General features: G+C 67.5%; 16 protein-coding genes. 5 read left to right on the top strand and 11 right to left on the bottom strand.

Going from position 1 to position 21,683, the window contains the following annotated elements; genetic code table 11:
* Positions 1 to 65: 65 nt before the first annotated feature.
* On the bottom strand, positions 66 to 1,547 hold the full coding sequence (locus tag CMC5_RS26665; protein WP_082362825.1) for a S28 family serine protease: 1,482 nt from the start codon (positions 1,545 to 1,547) through the stop codon (positions 66 to 68).
* A 158-nt stretch (positions 1,548 to 1,705) separates the two neighbouring features.
* Between CMC5_RS26665 and CMC5_RS26670 the strand changes: the two genes are divergently transcribed.
* From CMC5_RS26670 to CMC5_RS26680, 3 genes are all read left to right on the top strand, one after another.
* A complete protein-coding gene (locus tag CMC5_RS26670; protein ID WP_050433061.1) occupies positions 1,706 to 2,416 on the top strand; it encodes a hypothetical protein in 711 nt (236 codons plus the stop codon).
* Positions 2,417 to 2,632: 216 nt separating this feature from the next.
* Entirely contained in the window at positions 2,633 to 3,883 is a 1,251-nt protein-coding gene (locus CMC5_RS48660; RefSeq protein ID WP_050433062.1) for a S41 family peptidase, read from the top strand.
* Positions 3,884 to 4,444: 561 nt separating this feature from the next.
* A complete protein-coding gene (locus CMC5_RS26680; protein WP_050433063.1) occupies positions 4,445 to 5,611 on the top strand; it encodes a serine/threonine-protein kinase in 1,167 nt (388 codons plus the stop codon).
* Between the two features lie 9 nt (positions 5,612 to 5,620).
* On the opposite strand, the gene CMC5_RS44965 is transcribed toward CMC5_RS26680, so the two are convergent.
* Positions 5,621 to 7,018 carry a hypothetical protein gene (locus CMC5_RS44965; protein ID WP_156338883.1) on the bottom strand — a complete coding sequence of 466 codons (1,398 nt, stop codon included), beginning with the start codon at positions 7,016 to 7,018 and terminating at the stop codon, positions 5,621 to 5,623.
* Positions 7,019 to 7,255: 237 nt separating this feature from the next.
* Here CMC5_RS44965 and CMC5_RS26690 point away from each other — a divergent pair, with 237 nt between their 5' ends.
* The gene (locus CMC5_RS26690) at positions 7,256 to 9,652 is read left to right on the top strand and encodes an undecaprenyl diphosphate synthase family protein (RefSeq protein ID WP_156338884.1); all 2,397 of its coding nucleotides are present in this window, start codon (positions 7,256 to 7,258) and stop codon (positions 9,650 to 9,652) included.
* 97 nt (positions 9,653 to 9,749) lie between these two features.
* On the top strand, positions 9,750 to 10,679 hold the full coding sequence (locus CMC5_RS26695; protein WP_156338885.1) for a hypothetical protein: 930 nt from the start codon (positions 9,750 to 9,752) through the stop codon (positions 10,677 to 10,679).
* Positions 10,680 to 10,724: 45 nt separating this feature from the next.
* Here the strand turns inward: CMC5_RS26695 and CMC5_RS26700 are convergent, their stop codons facing one another.
* From CMC5_RS26700 to CMC5_RS26740, 9 genes are all read right to left on the bottom strand, one after another.
* On the bottom strand, positions 10,725 to 11,837 hold the full coding sequence (locus CMC5_RS26700; RefSeq protein WP_156338886.1) for a hypothetical protein: 1,113 nt from the start codon (positions 11,835 to 11,837) through the stop codon (positions 10,725 to 10,727).
* 40 nt (positions 11,838 to 11,877) lie between these two features.
* On the bottom strand, positions 11,878 to 12,327 hold the full coding sequence (locus CMC5_RS26705; protein ID WP_050433068.1) for a hypothetical protein: 450 nt from the start codon (positions 12,325 to 12,327) through the stop codon (positions 11,878 to 11,880).
* Entirely contained in the window at positions 12,324 to 13,481 is a 1,158-nt protein-coding gene (locus CMC5_RS26710) for a DUF2169 family type VI secretion system accessory protein (RefSeq protein WP_050433069.1), read from the bottom strand. The genes CMC5_RS26705 and CMC5_RS26710 overlap by 4 nt, the downstream gene beginning before the upstream one ends.
* A complete protein-coding gene (locus CMC5_RS26715) occupies positions 13,478 to 14,260 on the bottom strand; it encodes a hypothetical protein (protein ID WP_156338887.1) in 783 nt (260 codons plus the stop codon). The genes CMC5_RS26710 and CMC5_RS26715 overlap by 4 nt, the downstream gene beginning before the upstream one ends.
* A gap of 3 nt (positions 14,261 to 14,263) precedes the next feature.
* Positions 14,264 to 15,271, bottom strand: a complete 1,008-nt coding sequence (locus CMC5_RS26720; protein ID WP_050433071.1) for a DUF2169 family type VI secretion system accessory protein — start codon at positions 15,269 to 15,271, stop codon at positions 14,264 to 14,266.
* Complete coding sequence (locus CMC5_RS26725; RefSeq protein WP_218920073.1) at positions 15,271 to 17,511, bottom strand: type VI secretion system Vgr family protein; 2,241 nt, start codon at positions 17,509 to 17,511, stop codon at positions 15,271 to 15,273. The genes CMC5_RS26720 and CMC5_RS26725 overlap by 1 nt, the downstream gene beginning before the upstream one ends.
* 142 nt (positions 17,512 to 17,653) lie before the next feature.
* Complete coding sequence (locus CMC5_RS26730) at positions 17,654 to 17,995, bottom strand: hypothetical protein (protein WP_050433073.1); 342 nt, start codon at positions 17,993 to 17,995, stop codon at positions 17,654 to 17,656.
* A complete protein-coding gene (locus CMC5_RS26735) occupies positions 17,988 to 18,689 on the bottom strand; it encodes a DUF6402 family protein (protein WP_050433074.1) in 702 nt (233 codons plus the stop codon). The genes CMC5_RS26730 and CMC5_RS26735 overlap by 8 nt, the downstream gene beginning before the upstream one ends.
* Before the next feature lie 53 nt (positions 18,690 to 18,742).
* Positions 18,743 to 21,091: a DUF2169 family type VI secretion system accessory protein gene (locus CMC5_RS26740; protein ID WP_050433075.1), complete on the bottom strand. Its 2,349-nt coding sequence runs from the start codon at positions 21,089 to 21,091 to the stop codon at positions 18,743 to 18,745.
* Between the last annotated feature and the right edge of the window lie 592 nt (positions 21,092 to 21,683).

Here is a 21,683-nt window from a genome sequence, read left to right on the forward strand (position 1 = left end):
CATCACCGCCAGGCGACGACCGCCCCTCCCGGACCACGCGCCACGCGCACCGCCAGAAGCGCTCGTCAGGGCAACCAGCGATCGCCGTGGATCCACCGGCTCGCACGAGGCGCCATCAGGGACTGACTCGGCGGGCTCGGAGCGACCCCCGTCCACGCCTCCAGCGCGGCGAAGGCCACCTGCCGATCGCTGGGGGTCAGTGTGGAAAGCGTCGCCCCGTGGGTGCCTCCGGGCTCGACCAGCAGGTACGAGTCCTGGGCCCCACCCAGATCGAACGCGGCGGCGGTGTAGGCGTCGTCTTCGCCGTAGATGAACAGCATCCGCTCCCCCTCGGTGGCGAGCCAATCGGCGATGTCGAGCATCGCGTCCGGATCGAAGACCGGCGTCTTTCCAGGCGCCACGTACGACGCCGCCACGTCGAAGCCGGGATAGACGAGCAGGTCGGCCACGTTCGCCTCGGCATGGGCGGGGTACCCGAGCTGCACCGCCGCCTGCCAGTAATAAGGCTCGTAGAAGCTCATCACGTTGTCGGACCAGAACGAAGGCCCCGCCACGATGCCGAGGAAATCCCACACATCGGTGTCGCTGGCCGCAGCGGTCGGGATGAACGCGCACGCGGCGTTTCCGTAGGTCTGCCAGAAGGTGAAGATGAACTCGAGCGCGGCCGACTCCAGCGCCTGCTCCATCCCGACGACGCCGTACGTGAGGCCCTGCGCCGTCGCTTGCTCGGACGCGAGCGCGAGCATGGCCGGGCGACGCAGGAGGATCTCGCGCTGGAAGTCGAGCAACGCCTGTCTGCACGCCGGATCACCACGCTCGGCGAGGAAGGCGGGGTAGCGCGGATCGGAGATGCCGTAGCTCTGCGGGGCGACATAGGCGACGGTGGCTTGCACGTCGTCCGGGTAGAACCGGCGATGGTAGACGGCCGTCATGCCGCCCTTGCTCTCGCCGGTGGAGATCCAGGGCCCCTCGTAAAGGGGCCGCAGCACCTCGACGATGCGGTGGAGATCCGCGGAGGACTGCTCGATGGTGAGCCACGACCAGTCGGCGGGCTCGGGCCGGGAGGGCCCGAAGAAGCGGTGCTCCACCCGGACCTGGTTCGCGCCGAGCAGTGCCGAAAGCTCGGTGGCGCGCTGCTGCGTCGTGCTGATCCCGTAGCCGCTGGTCCCGAGCACGAACGGCGCGGAGGCGTCGCGGTGGTGCAGCACCAGGCGCTGCTGGAAGCGGACCCCGGCCGGATCGGCGTGATCGGCAGGCTGCTCGAACGTCATCACGAAGTAGCGGTAGCCATCGATCGTGGACGACTGCTCCTCCACGCTCATCCCCTCGATGCCCCGGAGCTGGTCCAGGATGTCGGCTTCCTCCTCCGGACCGGAGCCCCCCACGCCACCCGCGCCCGCTGTCCCCCCGGCCGCTCCAGTCCCCCCTCCCGGTCCCTCTCCTCCACCGCCAGGCCCACCAGGCGCTGGATCGGCGTCATCCCCGCAGGCGACGAGAGCGCACAGACTCAGGAGAGCTGCGAGACAGCACGACAGGGACGATCGCATCGCGTGAGGGTAGCGGTGGTCCCGAGGCGCCGGAACGCCTGCCAGCGGAGTGGGATGCCGGGATCCAGCCGATGCTCATTTCACCGGACGGCGACTCCTGACCAGCGCGCATCCAGCCTTCCTCCCTCTGCCCCTCACGCCCTTGATAGCCTGCCGTGATGCGCTCGTCCTTGCGTGGGCTCGCCCTCCTCCTCGCGCTGCACCTCGGGGCCTGCAGCGAGCCCGTCGCGCCCGCGAGCTTCCCCGTGGACACCTCCTCGGCCTCGGCTCCCCTCCCGCCCCCGGAACCCCCGTCGATGGAGACCCGCGACGGCCGGACGATCATGCGCCTCGAGGGTACGGTGTACGCGCCTCCTCAGGAGGCTCCCCACGAGAACCGGAAGCAGTTCCTCGGCGTCCTGCTGCACCTCGGGGACGGCAGCTCGTGGGTGATCAGCCAGTACGGCAAGTCACCGTTCCACGATCTGCACGGGGTCCGGATGCGCGTCGAGGGCACCCCCTACGAGCCCTCCGATCAGTCCCTCGCGTTCCCGCATCTCTCGACGGAGAAGATGACCCTCGGCGCGGGGGTGAAGGATGCACACTACGTCGAGATCCACGGGGAACAGCGCATCGAAGGGCGCTTCGAGCGCCACACCCTTCCAGAGGGTTCCAAGCTCGCGGGCATGAAGGTCCTCCGGTTCGTCGACACCCAGGACCAACCCTTCCTCGTGGCGCGCAGTCCTCTCGGGGACGATCAGATGCAGCAGCTCGTCGGGCGCCCCGTGATGCTCACCGCCTTCCGCGTCGAGCCCTCGCGCTTCATCGCACGCCTCGGCGGCCCCTACCTGTGGATCCGTGAAGTCCACCCGGTCGCGCCAGCCCCTTGAACCTCCAGCCGGAGGGCTCGCCCTCGGCCTTGGCCCCCCACCTGGCTGGCTGACGACGACCCGCTCTTCTGCGCTTCACATCGGGAACCTGCGGAAACGACCCAGCAAGGCGGGTCGGCTCTCCTGGAAGCCGCCCGCGCGCCGCGTCACGAGCCGTCTCTCCTGGAAGGCGGCCTCGCGCAACGACAGGACCACGACCGAGGAGGAAACGAAGACATGGTGCGTTCGGGTCTCATGGCAGGTCTCTTCTCCGTCGCGGCGCTGACCGCCTGCGCGACGGGCCCTCTGGCGCCGCCTGCAGCGCCCCCCTCGGTCGCAGGCGCCCCTCCTGCGCTGGCCCCCCGCCCGGACGCGCCACCCCCCTCCAGTGCCCCCCCGCAGGCACCACGGACGACCACCGAGTGCCCCCTGCCCTCGCCGGCACCGGGTGCCCCCTCTTCCCCTGCGCAGCCCGGCGCGCCACCGGCTCGGCGCAGGCCACCGGACGGCCCGCTCACCGAAGCCGAGCGCACTCAGGCCCTCGACCGGCTGACGGACGCGCTCCAGGCGAAGTACGTCTTCCCCGACCTCGCGCGGAAGGCCACCGCCACCCTGCGCACGAAGCGCAACCGCCGCGCCTACGACCCCCTCGCGACGGGGCACGCCTTCGCCGACACGGTGACCGCCGACCTCGACCAGGTGCTGAACGACCTCCACTTCCGCGTCCTCTACCGGGCCGAGGGCATCCAGGAGGACGAGCTGCGCGGAGAGCCCTCGGCCGCGGAGCGCGCCCTCCACGAAGCCGAGGGGCGCTACCTCAACGGCGGCTTCGAGCGCGTGGAGCGACTCCCGGGCAACATCGGGTACATCGCGCTGACGAGCTTCTCGTTCCCGGCACGCGGCGCCAGGGCCGCCGCCGCGGCCATGGAGCTGCTCGCCGACACGGACGCCCTGATCATCGACGTTCGCCACAACCCGGGCGGCGATCCCGACCTCGTGGCGACGCTGTGCAGCTACTTCTTCCCCGAGCCGGTGCACCTCAACGACATCTATGACCGCCCGAAGAACGCGACACGCCAGTACTGGACCAGCGCCGCCATCCCCGGCCGCCGCTACCTCGACCGGCCAATCTACGTCCTGATCAGCCGGCGCACGTTCTCCGGCGCCGAAGAGTTCGCCTACGATCTCCAGCAGCTGAAGCGCGCCACCCTCGTGGGAGAGACGACCGGCGGCGGGGCCAACCCTGGCGAAGTGCTCCGCCTCAGCGAGCACCTCGCCGCCTTCATTCCGACCGGACGTGCGATCAACCCCGTCTCCAGGACCAACTGGGAGCGGATCGGCGTGAAGCCGGACCTGGCGGTCCCCGCCGACGACGCGCTACGGCTCGCTCAGATCGAAGCGCTCCAGAAGGTGCTCCCCAAGATCTCGTCACCCGAGCGCAAGGTCCTGCTGGAGGAGCGCCTGAAGCAGCTCGGCGAGACCCGCTGACGCGGTGCCTGCGCGCCACAGGCCTCGCTCATCGAGCGCCCCTCTGCTTCGTCCTCGAGCGTGGACGATGACCGGCAGGCGACGGGACGCCTCGGGCTACAGCAGCGCCTTGTGCGCCGACGCCATCGGCAAGAGCGCGTCGACGCTCTTACCCCGCGTGTAGATCTATCTGAAGATCTGCATCCCACCGGCGATGTCGCCTGCCGAGAGGCGGTCGCGCATGCTCCCGCAGAGGCCGCCGGACAGAAGGCGGCGTGGCTGGGCCCTCCCGACGTGTAGATCCAGCCGTCGAGACGCTGATGCGTTGTGACGGGCCTGCACCTGAGGATAGGATGACGAAGAGGCATCGCATGGTCCAAGAAGTCCGGATTCACCGTGCCGGTCCGCTCGAAGGGCGTTCGACTGCAGGACATCGAGAGGCATGTCGGGTCCAGCGCCATGACGCAGCGTCGTCGCTCGCCCCACCGCTGGACGAGCGGCCCCTCGACGTTCTGCGCTGTCGATCCCGACGTATGAATCCGCGCGGCTAGGCCCGAGGAGGCTCAGAGAAAGGGTGCCGAGATGAGCCCCATCGAACCTGTCGAGTGCTGGGTTGGCCGACGCGTCGGCTCGTACATCCTCATCTCGGTAATCGATACGAATGCCGCCTCATCCACGTACCTCGGCCGACACGAGCAGCTCGATGTCACGGTCGTCGTCACCTGGATGCACGACCGGGCATTCTCTTCCACCGGCAACCGAAGCGAAGAACTCGACGAGCAGACGACCCGGCTGCGATCGCTGAAAACCACGAGCTTTGCTAGGCGACTCGATGTCCTCGACGTGGAAGGATTCGCCTTCATCGTCATGGAAAACATCGAGGGCAAGTCCCTCGGAGAGCGGCTCCGATCCCGCACGCTTTCGCCGCGGCAGGTGCTCGCGTACGCCGCTGAGATCGCCACAGCGCTGCACGATGCACGCGCAGCTGGACTTTGCACGCCGTCCCTTCGGCTCGATGACGTCCGCATCGACTCAGGAGGTCGCGTCAAGCTGCCATGCCCGACGATCGGACGAGCGACGCACGCTGACCTGCTCGAGACGCTCGCAGGTATCCTGGAAGAACTCTCTGCGCAGTGCCCCGAGGTGCCGACGGACGCAAACTCTCCCTCCTCGCGCCTGCAAGAGATGCGAGAGCGGCGGCGCTCGCGCGCGGCCCCACAGCGGCCCCCCCGACAGCTCTCCCGAGCGACCTCATGGCTCGCCCGACGAGCGATAGACGTCCTCGCGCTCTATGGCATCCTCTCACTTCTCCAGTCCACCAGCCACGAGTTCGACGATTGGCCCAATCCCTACACCGTCGTCCGCAGCCGCGCGGGTCCAGGATGCGCGGCGGACGACAGCGGCCAGTTGCATGCTTCTGCCCACATGCCGACCCCCGAGAGCGGCATCCTTCGTTTCCACATCCATCAAGAAGACCAGGCCCCCTGGACCACCTCGGGAACGCTTCGGCTCTACGTGGGCGAGGGCCCGACATGCACAGCCAAGCCTCACAACGTCATCAAGAATGCGATCTCCATCGTGGAGGGTCGGACTCTCCAGATCATCGACCTCGATGTGAACTCGTACGATGGCGCCTGGAGCGTGGGAGAAAAAAAAACGTTCTGGATCGGTCAATCCAATCACGGATGGGATGCCTATCGCGGCAGCAACCTGGTGCAGATCGAACGCATCGCGCAAGCGCCTCGATAGCCTGCCCCATCAGCCTTCACCGTCGGTCGCCATGCCACGGACGACGTCACGTAGTTCCATGGATGCCGCGCGAAAGGTAGACTCGACCAGTCGGAACTGATGCATGTAGCCATGTTCGAGGCTCTCACGTGCACAGCGAGCGAACGCCTCGACCGCCGAATCTCGTTGGGCGCGACTGGAGCGGAGTAGCTTCTCGGCGGCGTTCACGCGCCTCCAGATGAATGACATCGGGACAGTGAACTCCTTTACCCTGTCGGCGCCAGCCGTGACCTCCCTCTCCTCGATGGGAGTTCGACGGTGCTGAGCCAGCCGGTGACACGCGAGACGCATCACGCAATGCGTGACCTCGGAGTTTACCCCTGCCTGCTCGGCCAAACGCAGACTCTCCCGAAACAGCCGCGTCGCACGCGACCAGAGTGCGTCGGCCTTGCCCCGCTCGACGAGGCGACCACGCTCGCGGCTCTGCACAAGCAACGAATAGGAAATGGCCAGATCTCTTGGCAAAGCCCAGCGATACCATGCGCACGAGGCAGGAAACTTGAGGGCCACAAGACAAGCCATCGCCCGCTTGTCGAGAGCGATCGCACGATCGAAATCATACCGCTGCCTCGCGGCGATCGCCTGGATGTGCAGTCCCTCCATTTGTGCGACAGGAAGCACATGTTGCCCCCCCAAGCGCTCCAGCATGACCGCATGCCCGCTGGCCGCCTCGAACTGCCCTAGTTGAATCTCCATGGCCGCGAGCTTCGACAGCAGCGCGATGCGCTCATCCAGCTCGAGCCGAAGCGCAGGGGAACTCAGAGCGACCACGAGCAAGTCCGCTGCACACTCCTCCTCTCCGCGCTCCACGTGGCGGCTCACCACACGACAGACATCGGTCGCCGATGCGACCGCCTCGGGTGTCTCCAGGCGCGGAGATCGATGCCGGCCGAGCAACACATAGCGGCGTAAGGCCACAGGGTCCACGTCGACTGCGTATCGCGGGTTCAAGCGATATGGGCCTCGAGAAACCCTCGCCGCGCCGTTGTGCTGCCGCGCTACCTGCACGAGAAGCCCCTCTTGCCCCCACCATACTCCGCACCCGGGCTCCCCGCTGGGAAGCGCAGACAAGAACCGCGACACCTCATTGCCAATCGAAGGAATGGGTCTTCCTGAAAAACCGACGTCAGCGAGATCGGCGAGCGTCACGGTCGCTCTCCCCTGCATCCGATGGACCGCTAGAGCGGCGAGAAATCGATGACAATTCTCGGACTGCAGATGTCCCACATCAAGACCGAGCGTCGCGGCATGGAGCCGCGATGACGGGCTGGCGAGGACGCCGGGGCGGATGAACACCTGCGCATCTGGCAAGCCAATGGAAGGCGTCATCGCATCCGAGAGGTCGAACCGGAGCGTCGGCGACGTCACTCTGCCAATACTACGAGTAAATTCAGACAGTTGCAAGGCTCGACGGTGGCAGTTTCTTGGCGCGACGCCGAGCGACCCGTCGGTGAACACTACACCCGACGGCCAGAGGGATGACCAGGCGCAAAGCAGTAGCGCCACAGAAGGCGCCCGCGTCGCTGCCGCATTGCGCCCAGGAGAGCGCCTCGCGGCTCCTCGCCCTCGTCGCCACCGAAAACCCCACGCCAAAGAAGGTGACCCATGAACTCGAATCAGCCCTTCAAAATCCTTGTTCTACCAGAGCTTCTGACCGGTTCCCGGAGGCGCACCAGCGTCTTGATCTTGGCCGATGGCAATCGACGCGCGAGCCCCCATCGTCAGGGCTATGGTCGTGGCGCCCATCGCGTCGTGGAGATCGCCACGCACCTTGCACGCCGTGGCGACGTTACCGAAATGGTCGCGTGCGTCCTCAGCAAGGACAACATTCACAAGCGAGGAGCTTCCTTCTTCGACGAACTCACTGCACAATTCGTGGCGCTGCGCGCCCGGATCGAACGCGATAGCGCTCTGATCCGCGACGGGATTCGCATGACCATCGTCGACGACCTGCGGCCGCTATATGCGAAGGGTGGGTCTTGCACGGCGCTCGCGGAGGCCATGCGGAGAGCCGCCGACGCCACGTGTCACCAAGCCCGTCCGACGCTGGACCTGTCGATCGCCGCTGGATACTCCGAGGAGCTCGCCATCGAGCGGAGCGTCGATCTCATTCTCCGTACGGGTATGGAATGTGAGGGGGTTTTGCGACTGAGCGGGCTTCGAAGCCACGCCGGCTGCCTCGCCTATGCGACGAGCAAACTCTGGCCCGAGGTCGCGCCGCAGGACCTCGATCGAATTCTCGACGACGCTCGACTGAGGATGCACGGCAAGCTCGCCCGAGGTCATCACCCGCGCACGCTGCAGGGCTTGGTCCTGGCCCTTCGGCAGAATGCTCCGAGAAAGTCGACGTGCGTCACGATTCCATCGTGTGTAGATGAGGGCGAGATCTCGCGGATGCTCGGGGCCACTTGCCCCCGCATGCCCAGCCCGGCACCGACATCGTATCGTCTGCCCGACCATCCTCAGCATGAGCTACGCATTGTGGGCACTGGCGAAAAGCATGGCGGTGGCTACGACGCGATCATTGCACCAGGCCAGACACCACCTTTCTTCGTCCTCATGGAGAGCCTGTCGCCGGGATACGCGAACGTGCACGCTTGCACGCCCGACGCTCAGGGCATTGTCCAGGGGATCCATCAGGCGCTCGAGTTTGCTTCGACCTATGTGGCCCTTCAAGGGGCCGAGCGGGAGGGCGTCTCGGAAGAGAGCACAATCTCTCCCGTCATTCCGCTGATGGGCGAGCACCAGCCAGGTTTCGACGGCGAGGCATTCGCCACCGAGGCGCTCGCCGCCGAGGCGTTCGCCACACGGGCGCTCCAGTGGGCGACTCGGGCGGGGTTGATGTCTGCAGCGAGCGCGTGGCAACGCGCGGCGACGAACTACGCGCTGACCGCCTTCTACATTCCCCCGGATGACATGAACGACCACGAGCCGCTCCGAGAACTCATGATGCGATACATGCTGCTCGTAGCCGCTGGCGATTACGAGGTCTTCGATGTGACGTTCCCGGGCGAGACACCGCAATCCAGGACGAGGCGCATCGGAACGTCCGCGAAGTTTCTCCTCACCGTCGCGGCATCGGGCGACATCGACGCGCAGCCCCCTGCAACCCGAGATGCCCAGGCACTACAGGCCATCGCATCGCAATGGCGCGGCCTCGTCTGGATGCGTCACGGAGCGAGCGATGCAGCACTCGTCAAGGATTGGATTGAAGCAGTCCGGTCCATGTACACGGCCTGCCACCGAGAACACCTGCCAAGCATCTCCGACAGCTCACGCTTGCAACGCTCGACGCAGGCCGGGACGCGGCAGGCTGGCATGAAGCTCTTCACGGATCGCTACATCGCGTCGTCACCTGCCGCGATCGGGGACCGGATCCAGTGGCTCCTTGAATCGCTACTCACGAAAGAGGCAGCGGCCCACCCGGCGGCGGACGAACTGCGTGTGCTCCTGCGTCTCGTGGAGACGCGAAACTCGATGGCCGCAGGCTTGCTCTTCCGAACCGCAGCCTTGCAACTGCCAATGGATGCCGTCACGGACGACATGCGTCGCGCTCTTCACGACGTCGCCGAGCTGCTCGACTTTAGCAGCCGACTCGCCAATGACCTGTCAGGGTTCCGGCTCTCCGGCGGTGCAGACCTCGACGAGAAGACGACGTCATGCTCGCTTCTGGTGTCGGCCCATCTCGCTGGAGAGCGACGTGTGGCCGTGATCGCCAGGGCAACGACGCTCTGCCGCAGCATCGCGGCCTGGCTGGAGACGCTCCTCGAGACCGCGGTACGGCGACTGACCACCCTCTGGCCCTCCCTGGCAGTGATGGTCCGCCGCGGAATGCACATCGGCAGGCGGGTATACAATGATGGTCATTACACAACGCTATCGCGCGCTCAGATGAACGCCATCGTGCAGGAGATGCGGACGCAGAACGTGGATGACGCCAGCTCCCCCACCAGCGTTCCACCGGATGCGCCTGGAGCCATGGCGACGCTCCGCATGCCATGACGGGAATCCAAGATTCGCCTCCGCGCCATACGCAGGTTTGCGTACAGACGCTCGGCCCACGACCCGCTATGCCCCGGTCTCCGGAAAGGAGTAGCCCATGCGTTCACGCACAACCCAAAGGGACATCCCCGCCTTGCTGATCGCCACGGCCGTCGCATGCATCGCGGCGTGCAGCGGGTCCGAACCGCAAGATCCTATCCCGAGTTCGGACTCGCCTGAGTCCCCCGCGCGTGAGACGGTCGAGGAACGCAAAATTCTCATCGTCCTCGAGCAAGGTGCGACGCTCCCGGTTCGCAGCCAGTATTTGCCAGTGCATGACCGCGAACACGTCGAAGAGTGGGTCCATCTTCGCCTCGAGGGGGACCTCCATTTCAGAGGAAGTCTGCGCGAGGTGGACGCGCCATGGTCTGCAGACCATACCGTGCGAGTCCCCGAAATCGAGGCCGGTCCGTCCGTCGGAGAAGGCCTGTTGGTCTTCGAGGTGCCGGGCGCAGCTTCAACGCGCGTCATGATTGCGGTCGTGCCCACGGACAGCATCGGTGAAATCGAGAGCGTGCTCGCCCAGCAAGACGCCCTAGAGAAGAGCGGCGATCGTTTCGCCGTGGTCCGTACAGAAGCGCTGAGCCGATTCGGAACGATGAATCCTGGTGCCACAGAGGAAGGCACCATGAAAACGAAGAGCCTTTGCGCCTGCCCGTTTTTGGAAAACATAGGAAAGCTCACCTACGATGGCAGTTGCATTGGCCGACACGCAGCGTGGGTCATCCCTGAGAACGGTTCGTATCCTTTCACGCCTGCGAAGGCAGGAATTACCTACGAAGCGGATGGCTTCAAGGTTGGCACGCAAATCTACAAGGTAGATGGCAGTACGTGTAACCGCATCCTGTGCAGCAGTTCGACCTGGCGGTTCGAGTCATGCGTCAATATCTTCGGCATGTTCTGGCAGACGAAGCCGCCTTATCCAGTTCCCAACGGGACGTTCCCCAGAGAACCACCGCTGGGCTTTCCTGCGATGTTCGTTCAGTAGGCGCGACTTCTCGCTCCGGATCCCCGCCCGGCCACGGCGGCCGGATCAGCTACCGCGCACCACGAGGAACGGCCGTGCACCGAACATCTCGACGAGCGTGATCCAGTCTGGCGGACCGACGACATAGGCCGGCGCGGACCCGCGCTGCACCGCGTCGCCCCACCCGAACCGCGTATCTTGGACGTAGAGGATCACGTCTTCGTGACCCGGGATGCGGAGCGCGAGCGTCGCATAGTCGAACACGGCGCCGCGCGAGTAGACCCGGTAGACCCCGCGCGCCGTGGCGATGGCGGAAGGTGGCGCGGCGGCGAGCACCCTGCCAGTCCCTGGATCACGCAGGCGCAGCTCGCGCGGGTCCACCTCGATCTCGAGTGCCGGCCCCTTCCGCATCGAACGCGTCACGGTCAGCACGAGGCCGGCCACGAGGATGACCCCGAGCAGCGGCAGCGCGATCATCCTCCCGAGCCCCGAGTCGAGGCCCCCCAGCGCTGCGAGCGCCATGCTCACCACCCCGGTGAGCACCACGCTGCCGAGCCACGGAGCCATCGTCGCGAGCAGGTTCCGCGGCGAGATCGTGCTGGGCAAGAGGGCGCAACGCCACGGGCCACTGGCAGCGCGCGGCGCCACGGTCGCCGAGGACACGCAGGCGAGCAGCGCGTCGAAGGCGTCGGCGGGCAGGAAGACGTCGACGCTGTCCACGGGGGGCGCGCTCATGGTCAGCCCGGCGCCTGGCCGGTGATCACGGCCGCCGATCAGCAGCCTGCGACCACCGCCCGAAAGGTGCAGTACGGTGCCCATGTCGACCCCGACGCTGGCCATGTGCCAGAGGCTGAGCGCCGCCCCCGAGAACGGAAACTCCCCGCCTCGGCCCTCGTCGAGCACGACGCGATCGCCATGAACGTCGAGGAGCACCTTCTTGCCGCGCAGCCCGAACACGAAAAACACGAGGTAGCCGCCGAGGAACACGATCATGAAGACGGGCATCACCGCGTTCATCACCTGCTTCGGCAGCACCATGGACAGGACGCCGAGCCCCACGAGCAGCGCGGCCCCCAGACCCATGGCGCCGATCCAGAACGCTCTCCCTGGCTTGCCCGCCGCCTCGAAGCGGCGCGGCCCCGCGCTGCCCCCCCCGTGCCAGGCTGCTCCAGGATTCATGACCTTCATGCCTCCGCGCAGGTGAACTCCAGCCCCCGCATCACCTCGGCGGGAGCTTCCCTTGCGGCGTGAGCGGCTGCGGCGTGTTCAAGCGGATCCGCTCCCCGTCGAGCGACACGTCGTCGTTCGCCTGAAGCGCGATGTCCCCGAGCCGCGCGCGGTGCCGCTGGCCGAACGCCTCGGTCTCGATCTGCCCCTCGGCCTCTGCGCGGAGATCCCCGCCCGTCGCGAGCGTGAGCCCACGCTTCGCCGCCACCTCGAAGCGATCGCACGCGACGCGCACGTCACCATCGGACACGATCGAGAGCCCCACGCTGGACAGCTCGACCTCGGGCCCTGACGGCGACAGCGCGATCTTCAGGCAGATCCGCCCGTCCGGCGCCCGCAACCGGAGCACCTCGTGGCCGCCCCCGTCGACCACGTCGACCGCGTAGCCCGACCGGAGGACCATCTCTCCCCCTTGCGCGTCACGTCCTTCGTCCGTCGTCACCAGCTCACCTCCAGCGGCATGTCGACGAGCTCCTCCATCGCGTAGCGACGGAGCGCAGGTGCCGCGCCCCGCCACAGCACGGTCACCCGATCGAGATCCGGCTCGATCACCACATGATGGAGCACCGGCTCCGTGGCCAGGAGCCGCCCGTTGCGCCCATCGACCTTGATCACCGGCGCGTTCGACGGCAGCCGGAACGCGATCTGCGGCCGCCGCGGGTGCACATGGCTCAGCCGGAAGACGACGCTCCCGACGGCCGGGGCCGTGATCGGGCCCATCTGGAGGCCGAACGCCCCCGCGTTGAACACCCGGTCGCTGAACATGTCCTCGGGGGACGCGTCGCGCCGCGGGAAGCCCTGGGCGAGGAAACCGCGCTGCACCTCGGGGAAGTCGTTGGGGAGCGGCTCGTGCTCGGGACGACCTCCGAGGTAGGCGTAGCGCGGGAAGGTGCCCAGGCTCGCCCAGTCCGTGCACCAGGGCAGCGGCATCTTCGGCCAGGCCAGCGGGGATCCGACGGCGAGGCGCGAAGGCGTCAGGCGGTCTGCGGGATCTTCGAGGTTCGGCAGCCCGGCCGCTTCGAGCGCCTCGGCGGTCGCCTCGATCACGAAGCCCTTGCCGACACCGTTGCGCGGGTAGCGGTAAGGACTGTACCTCCAGCCCGCGAGCATCGGGGAGAGGTAGGGCTTCAGCTCACTGCACGGGTTGCCGAACTTCGCCTCGGCGATGCGGTCGTAGCCGCCGTAGGCGTGGCTGTAGCGCAGGGGCACCTTCTGGACGGGCGTGGGGTCGCTGAAGACCACGCGGCCTCCGTGGAGGGTCGCGCGCCGGTCGCCGATCACGGCGATCTCTTTCCTGAACTCACCGAACCCGACCGCCGCGGTGCCCTCGCCCCTCGACCACTGCGGGTAGGCATGCCCTCGCACCACGACGTCGGTGAGCCGCTTCAGCGGCCAGATGTCGGCCTCGTCGAGCACCACCTCGGGCTCCTCGGGGTCGACGCGCAGGCCCTGGAGCTGCGCCTGCTCGGGCGCGGTCACGCAGGTGTCCCCATCGAGCACGTAGGTGCGCTTGACGAGCACCGACAGCATGGGCGCCCCCCGCTCGTCCGTCGTCGAGAGCTGCGCCACGCACGGGGTGAAGCCCGTCGCCTTCAATGCTGATCCACGTTGAGGTCATTCCCGAAGCTGAAGGGCTGGCCGTCGATCAGGTTGCCGAGCCCGTGACCGAGCGTCTTTCCCCAGTTGCCGGGGTTGGCATAGGGGCTGAAGAGCTTCTCGGGCACGCTGAACGAGTAACCGATGGGCGAGCCCGTGAGCTGCTGGAAGACCGCGTTGACGGTCAGGTTGATGGCTTCGACGACCACCTTGGAGGCCGCGGGGGCAAACTTCCCCACGACCTTCCCCCCGAGCTTCCCGCCGATCTTGTTCAGCACGAAGCCGACGGCCATGTCGAACGCCATCGCCAGAAGCCCACCGATGATGTCGCCCCAGCTGAGCCCACACACGACGTTCGACCACGAGAAGGCCATGCCGGTCGGCAGCGGGAACGGGTCGTCGCAGTTGAGCTGCGGGTTCTGGGTGATCAAGAGCGCAGCGGCGATCGGCTTGCCATTCCCGTGCACGGTGCTCGGCCCGAAGTAGCTCTTCGAGCCGCTGAGGCCCGTCCAGAGCAAGGCCAGCACGCAGGGCGGGAAGACCGGGATCGGGACGTGGGGGATGCCGTAGCTGATGTCCGAGTCGCGCCGGATGATGTTCCAGTTGTTCGCGAGGACGGTGTCGCTCGTCATGTCCGCGCCGCCGAACCCCGCGAGGCGCTGGCCGACGACGTGCGGCGTGAAGGGCACTGGCACCGGAGGCCAGGTGAAGGTGAGCTCGAGGTGGAGGTCGCACCCGACCATCGGGTGCCATTTCAAAAGCAAAAGATGGAAGGCCACGCGCTATGCCTCCACGGTGAACAGGGTGACGACCCTGCGCTGGTGAGGGACGAAGACGTAACGGAACGGGTAGCGATACCCGAGGAAGACCTTGCGCGCGGGCACGTCGATGCCCACGGCCTCGATCGAGGGCGTCCGCTCCACGAGCTTCTCCCCGAACGCGAGGTACACCCGCAGCAGCGTCGGCGGGATGCGGAACGAGAGCGGCCCATCGGCCGAGAAGCCGGTGACCGTGACGAGATCCCCTGGCGCGACGCTCGGAGCGATGAGCTTGGGGAAGGCGCGGTTGAACATCCGGTGGGACGGCTCGATCTTCGGCCGCGGCTTGCCGGGATCCATCCGCGCGCCTGCCTCCGCCGCCGGGCGCCCGTCCAGGAGGACGGACTCTCGCAGACGCAGCGGGTGCGGGAACTGGCAGAGGCCGAAGCCCACCGGGTCGGGCCGATCGTCCCACCGCTTGATCCTGGCGGCAGGGTCCTCGATCTCCGGGAGGGGCTGGTGGAGCGCGGCCCCTTCCTCGCCGTAGAAGCCCTTCCCGAGGGGGTTCAAGGGGTACGGGGCCTTCTGCCCGTCGACCTCCCCCACGCCGCCGTAGGCCGCCGAGAGGCCGATGGGGAGCGTGGTGAAGGCCACGGGATCCGTCGGCACCAGCGCGCCCGAGCGCAGCCTGCCCCAGACCCGCGGACCGATGGCCACGGCCGACGCGCGGAAGCTCCCGACCTCCACGGAGAGCGGCACCTCCTTCGCGGGCTCCCCCTTGGGCGCGCAGGCGTCGCCTCGGACCAGGAGATCCACCCCATCGGTCCGGAAGGGCTGGTCCGGGTCGAAGGGGCCCAGCGGCGACTCCCACGGCTCCACCGACACGATCCACGGCTGCTCGGGGGAAGGCGTGAGCTCCCCGTCGGAGAGGTCGAACGTGGCCCGCGTGATCATCGACCCACCCAGCCGCTCGTCGTCGAGCACCGTGGTGAGCAGCATGGCGGGGTACGGGGTGAGGTTCAGGCCATCCATCAGCAGTTCAGCTTGATGATGCTCCCCTTGATGTCCGTCACGCCGCTGGCGATCACGTCGATGGCGCCGGCATTGACGCTGACCTTGGCGCCGTTGATCTTCACCTCCCCGGAGGCGATGAGCTCGATCAGGGCCGCCCTCACCACCGCCTTCGTCGCGGCGTTGATGGTCATGATCGGCGTGTTGATCGTCTTCTCGGACGTCACGGTCTCCGTCTGTGTCCCTGCATGGAAATGCGTCGACGTCCCGATCCGCACCTGCGTCTCGGTGCCGAGCTGCACGTGCAGCTCACTCCCGAGCCGGATCTCCGTCTCGCTGCCGAGCTGCAGCAGCATCCGGCTCCCGGCTTGCAGCTCCGTCTGGCTCCCGAGCTGGATCAGCGACATGTCGCCGGCGATCGTCTCCGACCGGTTGCCCGAGAGCATCTCGGTCTGGTTGCCGAGCTGGGTGAGCGTGGCGTTGCCGATGATCGTCTCCGTGAGGTTGCCCGTGAGCGTCAGCGTCCGGTCGTCCATGATGGTCTCGGTCTGCTTGCCGCCCACCGTGATCGTCTGATCTACGCCCACCGTGATCGATTGGTTCGATCCGATGGTCACGCTCTCGTTGTTCCCGACCATGCGGGTCCGGTCGTTGCCCACCGTGAGGCTGTCGTCGTTGCCCACGGACTTCGAGCGGTTGAGACCGACCGTCACCGACTCGTTGCGCTTCACGAGCTTGTTCAGGTCCCGCTCGGCCTGCATCCGGAGGAGCTCCCTGCCGCCCATGTCCTCGAACATGATCTCGTTGTAGCCGCCCGTCCCTCCGGTCGAGTTGCTCTTCCACCCTGTCTGCGTCTTGTGATCCGGCAGCTTGTACGGCGTCTTCTGGAGGTTCGTGTAGACGCGCCCCACGACGACCGGCCGGTCCGGATCGCCGCTGAGGAAGTCGACCAGCACCTCCTGCCCGATCCGCGGGAGATGCGTCGTCCCGAAGCCCGCGCCCGCCCAGCTCTGGCTCACGTGGATCCAGCACGAGCTCTGCTCGTTCATCGAGCTCTCGCGATCCCAGTGGAAATGCACGCGCACGCGGCCGAATTCGTCGGTGTGGATCTCTTCCCCCTTCGGCCCGACCACCGTCGCGCTCTCCACGCCGGACACCTTGGGCTTCGGTGTCCGCAGCCGCGGACGGTAGGGGACCGACGCGCTCCGCACCTCGCAGCCGTGGGCCACGTTCATCGGCGTCCCGCTCAGCGTCGACGAGATCACCAGCAGGCCCTCCCCCTCGCTCAGCTCGGCGCGCGGGTGGTCGAGCATGTTCATCACCATCCCAGGTGCGAGGTCGAGCGCGTTGGTCTCGAACGTGCAAACCCGCGCGTTTCCTCGCTTCGCGTCGAGGCGCCGCTGCGTCAGGGGCTTCGCCTCCTTCTCGTCCGAGCGGGTCATGCCCCGATCGTCGGCGTGCGGCGTCGGCTCCCCCTTGTCCGCGCCGAAGAGAAACGATCCCGGCACGTAATGAAACTGCTCGAGCTGCTGTTCGAGCGCGTCACCGCCCTCCGCCTTCGCCAGGAGCTTGTAGTCCGGCGGCTGCCGGTAGTCGTGATCGCGCATCGTGTAGCGGCCCGGGCGCACTTCCCGGCCGATGCGCACGGCGGTCACGTAATCCCACGCGACCGACATGTGACCATCCCGGTACGGGATCTTCGGCGTCCGTGGCACGTTCGTCTGTGGCGCGTCGGAGAGCACGAGCCGCGTCTCCTCGCCGTGCTGCTCGAAGTAGTAGGTGATGCCCGCATCCTCCAGCATGCGGCTGATGAACGCGAAGTCGCTCTCCCCGTACTGCACCCGGTATTTTCGCTTCTTGTAGACGCCGGTGAGCTTCTCGTCCGGCTCGATGCCCCACTCGTCGAGCAGCTTCCGCACGATGTCCAGCTCCGAGAGCTGCTGGAACATCCGGTGGTTGCGCCGCTGGGTCAGGAGCCACAGCCTCGGCACCACGTTCAGGTGGTAGAGCGCCACCCCCTCCTGCTCGAACCCGGTCTGCTCGAACCGGTTGCAGAGCCCCGACCAGGCGCGCGTCTGCTTGCCCTGGATCGTGAACATCGCTCCGTGGCCCACCACGGCATCGAAGTCCACGTTGGGGTTGTCACTGGCCACCACCAGCGACACGAGGAACGGCGACGACAGCGCCTCCTGGACGCTGAACTGCCGGACAGAGAGCGCATCGCCCGAGGCGACGGACACCATCAAATTCGTGATCGACATCGTCGCCTCCACCCCTCCAGCCTGCGAAGAAAGCCGGAGTGCATCGAAGCACTCCCCACGGGGAGGCTAACAGGTCGAGTCGTGAGCACAAGCGCGGGAGCCTTCGCGCATCGCGCGTTTTTGGTCGTACAACCGTCGTGCATCAAGGGAGCTTCCAGTGCGCGACGGCACGAATCGACGCCGAATGCTCCTCCCATTCGACGCCAGAGACGATCTGGACCATCTCGACCTCCACGTCTCCGAGGACCTGACCCGCGCGATCCTTCAGCACGGCCCTCCCGGGCGCGTCGCTCCCTTGACCTGGAAACACGCCGAACCACAGCGGCCGCCGGTACACCTCCACCCGGTACTGACCATCCGGCCGCGTGAAGGTCGCGTACAGCTCTTCTCTCGGAGAGAAGAAGACCACCGCCGCCACCAGCGCGGCGACGAGGAGAAGGCCGATGAGGAGCCAGCGTCGCCGACGGGTCCCGACCTCAGACATCGAAGATCTCGGGCGGTGACCGCATGAGCTTTTTCGTGTCGGAGTAGATCAGGAAATCACCGCCCATCCCGGTGCGCCTTCGATGGGCCTGGAAGGAGGCGTTCTCGACGCCGTCTCCGGACAGGAAGTTCAACATGCTCACCGAGTTGTCGGAGTCATCCCAGTAGCCGAGGAACTGCGAGCCGTTGAAGTCGAAGGAGTCCCGCACGTAGATGCCGACCTGGTGCACGTACACGCGGGTCCCTCCCCCGGACAGGCCCTCCGCTTCGCCCGCGATGGCCACCCGGTAGGTGAAATTACCGAGCGCAGCGCTCAGATCATCGAGATTCCCCAGGCCGAAGCTCACCGTACGGAAGTTGATGTAGTCGGCGTCGAGGACCGTGGGCGGCCTGTTGATGTCGCCGAACCACGCCCGTGTTCCACCGAGCCGGCCCAGTCTGGCGAGGAGCCGGCGTACCTCGCCCTGCGCGGCAGGGTTCGCCCAGATCTGCTCCTGGACCAGCTTGTCATAGACCGCCTTCGCGCGCTGATAGGTCAGCACGAAACCATCCATCGTGATGGTGGTCGTGTCGGGCGCCCCGTAGGCCGGCGCGATCGCGCTCGGACGCGAGAACCAGATGTCGAGCATCCGCGCACCGTTGTTCCAGCCATGGTGGCGCATGATCCGCGGAATGTTGGTCAACGTCAGGGCCATCTCTCACCCACCTCTGGTGCCGGACGCGGCGCGCGGACCCGGCGGTCAACCCGTCATGAGCTGCGCAGCTCCGCGATCGTCGCCCGCATCTCGTCGCCGAGCTTCGGATCGGTCGCGATCTTCCTCGTCCACAAGCGGACGATCCGCATCAGCGCCGGCTGCTGGATCCGCAGCTCGTCGAGGACTTGCTTCGCCCCTCCCCGCTCGAGACCGATCGCGATCTGCGCGTACTCCGGCAGGGTGATGGGCCCACGGAACGTCTCGACGGCCTCCACGTACGCGCGATCGCTCGCCGTCCGAAGCCGGCTCGCCCCCTTCGCTCTCTCCTCGTCGAGCGCCTTCGTCCAGCGCTGCTCGTTCGCGCCAAAGTCGCGTTCGGTCAGCTCGTGCCGCTCCAGCACCGCGGCGCGGGGGGCGCGTTCCTCCGCGATCTCGGCGCAGATCTCCGAGTAGCGCTCGATGGAGAGCTCGACCGGCGCCTCCTCGGGAGCCGCCTCGAGCGCCGCTGGAGCAACCGGAGCCGAGGCCTGTGCCAGCGGCGTCGCCGGCAGCTCCATGTCCGCCGTCGCCAGCGGCCCGATCAGCGGCGGCGGCGCCGGCGCCGACGCCCCTTGCACCACCGGCGGCGGCGTTTCCTGAGCCATCGGCGGCGGCGCCTCTTGCAGCCGCATCAGCGGCGGCGGCGCCTCTTGCAGCCGCATCAGCGGTGGCGGCGCCTCTTGCATCCGCATCGGCGGCGGCGACGGCGCCTCTTGCATCCGCATCGGCGGCGGCAGCGGCGGCGGCGCCTCTTGCAGCGGCGGCGGTGCCACCGAGGTCGGCGGCGCCACCGAGGTCGGCCTCGCCCTGTCGGCCTCCACCCCCCACGCGAACTTCGGCTCCGGCGGAGCCTCGTACGGTGGTGGTGGTGGTGGCGGCGGCGGCAACGGCGGCGGCGGTGCCACCGAGGTGGGAAGGGAAGCGCCAGCGCGATCCGGCGTGGTGAACGGCAGCACGCTCAACGGCGATACGAACGACCCAGCCTGGGTCTGCCCCAGCTCCGGCACGAGCGAAGCCCCCGGCGTCTGCCCCAGCTCCGGCACGAGCGGAGCGCCTTGGATCTGCGCCCCGGCATCGAAACGGCTCGACGGCGGTGTGAACTCGGCGCTCTGGCCCCGCGCTCCGACCGCGAGGCTGCTCGACGCAGCGTCCGCCGTCGACGCTGCCGCGGGCGCCCGCCCTTGCGTCTCCGGCGTGAAGGGCAGCACGGCACCCATGACGGGCAAATTCCCCGGCTGCGTGGTCTTCCACGTCCGCTTCGTCCCCTCCTGCGGCGGCGCGGACGCACCAGCCTCGGCGCTTGCGGGCGCGAGAGGGGCCACCACGGTGCTCGCGGGCGCGAGAGGGGCCACCGCGGTGCTCGCTGCCGAGAGGCTCGCTTGCGCTTCCTGCATCCCCGGCCCCTCGGCGGTGACCACCAGCCGACCCGGCTCGTTTTGCCAGGAAAGCGCGGCCTGACCACGCCACACCAGGGTGCAGATCCCCCTCGCGGTGTCGATCGTCAGGGTATCGCACCGCAGCCCCAGCTCCTGCGACGTGCCATCGGCGCGCTCCACCACCGCGCGCGGGAAGATCCCTGGCAGGCTCGTCACGAGCCGCGCGTGCTCGGCGTGGAGGTTCTCCAGGATGATCCGCTCGTCGTTCCGGAGCGCACCGACCTGCTGATCGGGTGGCGCCACGTTGAAGAACGCGGCGTCGATGTCCTCTGGCAGCGGCCGCTCCATCCACCTCCGGTCGTCCCAGGTCGCGGCGTGCCGGTAGAGCTTCGCCAGCCGATCCGGCCATCGATGCGCGATGGGACCGAACCCGACGGGGGGAACCGCGACCCCCCGCTGCGCCACGTAGATCCCCGGCGGTTGCAGGTTCGGTAGCGGCACCCGCCCGAACACGTCGGCGCGCGCATCGGCGCGCACCCCTGCCGGGTTCGACGTCCCTGGCCCGCCCGCGGCCCGCTCGTACAGCAGCGGCATCCCGGTGAAGCGCGGCCCGGCGATGAGCTGCCCGTCCAGCGCCCACGCGCGATCGGCATGGACCTCGATCGCCTTGTCCACCTCGCCGACGACGAGCCGCGCCACCAGCGACGACACGGGCTGCCCTCGGGGCGCATAGACGTTGCCCACCAGGATGACGTCCGCGCGCCGCTTGATGGGCGCCATGTCGCTCGCCACCTTCAGGCTGCGTTGCTCGTCACCGTTCCAGTACTCGTCCGCCTCGTGGATGGGCTCCTGCTCCCGCGAGAAGACGGACTGGATCGGTCGCAGGACATACGTCGCCTTGCAGACCACGGTGATCATCCAGACGGCGGGTCGCGGCTGCCAGAGAAGTGAGCCGACCTTGAGCGGGCTGGCGGAGACGAGATCCATGTTCGCCCCCGACGATACATCACCCACAGCGCGCCCAGGTGGCCGCTGAACGCCGGAGCACGGTTCCGAAGGCCGACGCACGGATCCGAGGATCAGGCCCGGCTCGACGAGGGCAAGGTGCCGATCCGGGCTCGCCGCCCCCTCGGCGCTCGGCAGCGTCTCTGGCGAGCCCACCTGCGGGCGCCGTCGCTCACCTCGCCGACGTCATCCCGTGAGCGCTCGGATGGGTCGCCCTGACCCCTGGGCCCGCATGTCCACGCTGGAGGCCAGCCTCCTGGGCGACAGGTCCGTTCAGAACATCCTCACGGTCCAGACGCTCGGCCCTCCGCGTCACTTCCCCTCCCTACGCTGGCAGGAAGCGCACTCGAGAACGCGCAGCATGGCGCGAGCCCAACGACAGGCGGCCAGCAGCCACGCCAAGCCTTGGAAGCTCGCAACGAAACGCCGCGAAGGGCGCCAGAAGCCTTTGGCGCCTTCAGCGACTTTCCTTCAACGCCGCCAGAAGCCTTTGGCGCCTTCAGCGACTTTCCTTCAACGCCGCCAGAAGCCTTTGGCGCCTTCAGCGACTTTCCTTCAACGCCGCCAGAAGCCT

Source organism: Chondromyces crocatus (genome assembly GCF_001189295.1).
Taxonomy (GTDB): domain Bacteria; phylum Myxococcota_A; class Polyangia; order Polyangiales; family Polyangiaceae; genus Chondromyces; species Chondromyces crocatus.

What these genes read in the sequence shown, in the direction of transcription:
- CMC5_RS26665 (WP_082362825.1), bottom strand. Translation starts at nt 1,547, where the DNA reads ATGCGATCGTCCCTGTCGTGCTGTCTCGCAGCTCTCCTGAGTCTGTGC.
- CMC5_RS26670 (WP_050433061.1), top strand. Translation starts at nt 1,706, where the DNA reads ATGCGCTCGTCCTTGCGTGGGCTCGCCCTCCTCCTCGCGCTGCACCTC.
- CMC5_RS48660 (WP_050433062.1), top strand. Translation starts at nt 2,633, where the DNA reads ATGGTGCGTTCGGGTCTCATGGCAGGTCTCTTCTCCGTCGCGGCGCTG.
- CMC5_RS26680 (WP_050433063.1), top strand. Translation starts at nt 4,445, where the DNA reads ATGAGCCCCATCGAACCTGTCGAGTGCTGGGTTGGCCGACGCGTCGGC.
- CMC5_RS26690 (WP_156338884.1), top strand. Translation starts at nt 7,256, where the DNA reads ATGAACTCGAATCAGCCCTTCAAAATCCTTGTTCTACCAGAGCTTCTG.
- CMC5_RS26695 (WP_156338885.1), top strand. Translation starts at nt 9,750, where the DNA reads ATGCGTTCACGCACAACCCAAAGGGACATCCCCGCCTTGCTGATCGCC.
- CMC5_RS26700 (WP_156338886.1), bottom strand. Translation starts at nt 11,837, where the DNA reads ATGAATCCTGGAGCAGCCTGGCACGGGGGGGGCAGCGCGGGGCCGCGC.
- CMC5_RS26720 (WP_050433071.1), bottom strand. Translation starts at nt 15,271, where the DNA reads ATGGATGGCCTGAACCTCACCCCGTACCCCGCCATGCTGCTCACCACG.
- CMC5_RS26725 (WP_218920073.1), bottom strand. Translation starts at nt 17,511, where the DNA reads ATGTCGATCACGAATTTGATGGTGTCCGTCGCCTCGGGCGATGCGCTC.
- CMC5_RS26730 (WP_050433073.1), bottom strand. Translation starts at nt 17,995, where the DNA reads ATGTCTGAGGTCGGGACCCGTCGGCGACGCTGGCTCCTCATCGGCCTT.
- CMC5_RS26735 (WP_050433074.1), bottom strand. Translation starts at nt 18,689, where the DNA reads ATGGCCCTGACGTTGACCAACATTCCGCGGATCATGCGCCACCATGGC.
- CMC5_RS26740 (WP_050433075.1), bottom strand. Translation starts at nt 21,091, where the DNA reads ATGGATCTCGTCTCCGCCAGCCCGCTCAAGGTCGGCTCACTTCTCTGG.